At 68.6% G+C, this 2,208-nt stretch carries 3 protein-coding genes; all 3 read right to left on the bottom strand.

Annotated elements, in window-relative coordinates; genetic code table 11:
• A partial coding sequence (locus QTI33_RS34995) for an NAD(P)(+) transhydrogenase (Re/Si-specific) subunit beta (RefSeq protein ID WP_286511335.1) occupies positions 1 to 779 on the bottom strand: 779 nt, incomplete at its 3' end.
• Positions 776 to 1,114, bottom strand: a complete 339-nt coding sequence (locus tag QTI33_RS34990; protein WP_286511333.1) for an NAD(P) transhydrogenase subunit alpha part 2 — start codon at positions 1,112 to 1,114, stop codon at positions 776 to 778. The genes QTI33_RS34995 and QTI33_RS34990, both read right to left, overlap by 4 nt.
• A 29-nt stretch (positions 1,115 to 1,143) precedes the next feature.
• Positions 1,144 to 2,208 (bottom strand): NAD(P) transhydrogenase subunit alpha (locus tag QTI33_RS34985; protein ID WP_286511331.1); only part of this gene is annotated, 1,065 nt, incomplete at its 5' end.

Genomic DNA, 2,208 nt, shown 5'->3' with positions numbered 1-2,208 from the left:
GCCCAGCCCGAGTAGCTGTTGAGCATCGACACCACCACCGGCATGTCGGCGCCGCCGATCGGGATGATGATCAAGACGCCCATCACGAAGGCCAGCAGCAGCATCGCGAGGAAGGCCGCCCAGCTCTCGGTCGCCATGTAGACCAGGCCCAGGGCGATGGTCGCGAGGCCCAGCACCAGGTTGAGCATGTGCTGGCCCTTGAACTGCACCGGCGCGCCCTGGAACAGGCGGAACTTGTACTTGCCCGAGAGCTTGCCGAAGGCGATCACCGAGCCGCTGAAGGTGATGGCGCCGATGGCCGCGCCCAGGAACAGTTCGAGCCGGTTGCCGGCCGGAATGGCATAGCGCAGGAAGCCGTCGATGATCGCCGCGCCCTCGGGCGTCTGCACGCCGACGGCGGCCGCCACCGGCGGCGGCGTGATGCCGAAGGCCCAGGGCTCGACCACCGCGGCGACCGCGATGAACACCGCCGCCAGGCCGATCATGCTGTGGAAGAAGGCCACCAGCTCGGGCATCTGCGTCATCTCGACCGTCTTGGCGCGGTAGGCGCCGTAGCCGCCGCCGACCACCAGGCCCAGCAGCACCCAGGCCATGCCCATGGCCTTGCCGCCCGAGAGCTGCACGATCAGCGCGGCGGTGGTCAGGATGGCGATCGCCATGCCGGCCATGCCGAAGAGGTTGCCGCGGATCGAGGTGGTGGGGTGGCTCAGGCCCTTCAGGGCCTGGATGAAGCAGACGCTGGCGATCAGGTACAGCAGCGTGACGACATTCATGCTCATGCTGCGTTCCCCTTGCCGGTCGCTTCAGCAGCCGGGGCCGCCTTCTTGTCCTTCTTCTTGAACATCTCCAGCATCCGCCGCGTGACCAGGAAGCCGCCGAAGACGTTGACCGCCGCCAGCGCCACGGCCAGCACGCCCATGGTCTTGCCCAGGCCGCTCTCGGTCAGCGCGGCCGCCAGCATGGCGCCCACGATCACGATCGCCGAGATCGCGTTGGTGACCGCCATCAGCGGCGTGTGCAGCGCCGGCGTGACGGTCCACACCACGTGGTAGCCGACGTAGATCGCCAGCACGAAGATGATCAGGTTGATGACGGTATGGGATACGGGATCCATGGCGGTGCTCCTCCGGGGGTTCTCTTGTCTTACTTCCTGGTGACCTGGCCGTCTTGCGCCATCCGGCAGGCGGCCACGATGTCGTCCTCGAGGTCGATCTTGAGCGTGCCTTCCTTGGCCACGATCAGCTTCAGGAAGTCGAGCACGTTGCGCGCATAGAGCGCCGACGCATCGGCCGCCACCAGCGCCGCCAGGTTGGTCTCGCCGACGATCGTCACGCCGTGCTTGACCACCGTCTTGTCGGCTTCGGACAGCGGGCAGTTGCCGCCCACGCCGTCGGGGCCCTTGCCGGCGGCGATGTCGACGATCACCGAGCCCGGCTTCATGGCCTTGACCATGTCCTCGGTGATGAGGGTGGGCGCCGCGCGGCCCGGGATCAGCGCGGTGCTGATCACGACGTCGGCCGCGGCCACGCGCTTGGCGACTTCGACCTGCTGGCGCGCCAGCCAGCTCGGGGGCATCGGCTTGGCATAGCCGCCGACGCCGACCGCGGCTTCCTTCTCCTCGTCGGTGTCGTAGGAGACCTCGATGAACTTGCCGCCCAGCGACTCGATCTGTTCCTTGACGCTCGGGCGCACGTCGGAGGCCTCGATCACCGCGCCCAGCCGCTTGGCGGTGGCGATGGCCTGCAGCCCGGCCACGCCGACGCCCAGGATCACGACCCGGGCCGCCTTCACGGTGCCGGCGGCGGTCATCAGCATCGGGAAGAAGCGCTGGTACTTGTCGGCGGCGATCATCACCGCCTTGTAGCCGGCGATGTTGGCCTGGGAACTCAGCACGTCCATGCTCTGGGCACGCGTGGTGCGCGGCGCGGCTTCGAGCGCGAAGGCGGTCAGGCCGGCCGTGGCCAGCCGTTGAAGTCCGGCGGCGTCGAAGGGGTTGAGCATGCCGATGAGCACCGTGGCGGGCTTCATCAGCGCGCACTCGCGGTCGTCGGGGCTGCGCACCTTGAGCACGATGTCGGCGCCGAAGGCGCCCGCGGCATCGGTGATCTCGGCGCCGGCAGCCTGGTAGGCCGCATCGGTCACGCTGGCGGCCACGCCGGCGCCCGACTGCACACGAACGACATGGCCTTGCGCCACCAGCTTCTTCGC

The organism is Variovorax davisae (assembly GCF_030316845.1).
GTDB classification, from domain to species: Bacteria; Pseudomonadota; Gammaproteobacteria; order Burkholderiales; family Burkholderiaceae_C; genus Variovorax; species Variovorax davisae.
Note: the sequence above shows the minus strand (reverse complement) of the source record. Positions and strands in the feature narration are given on the sequence as shown.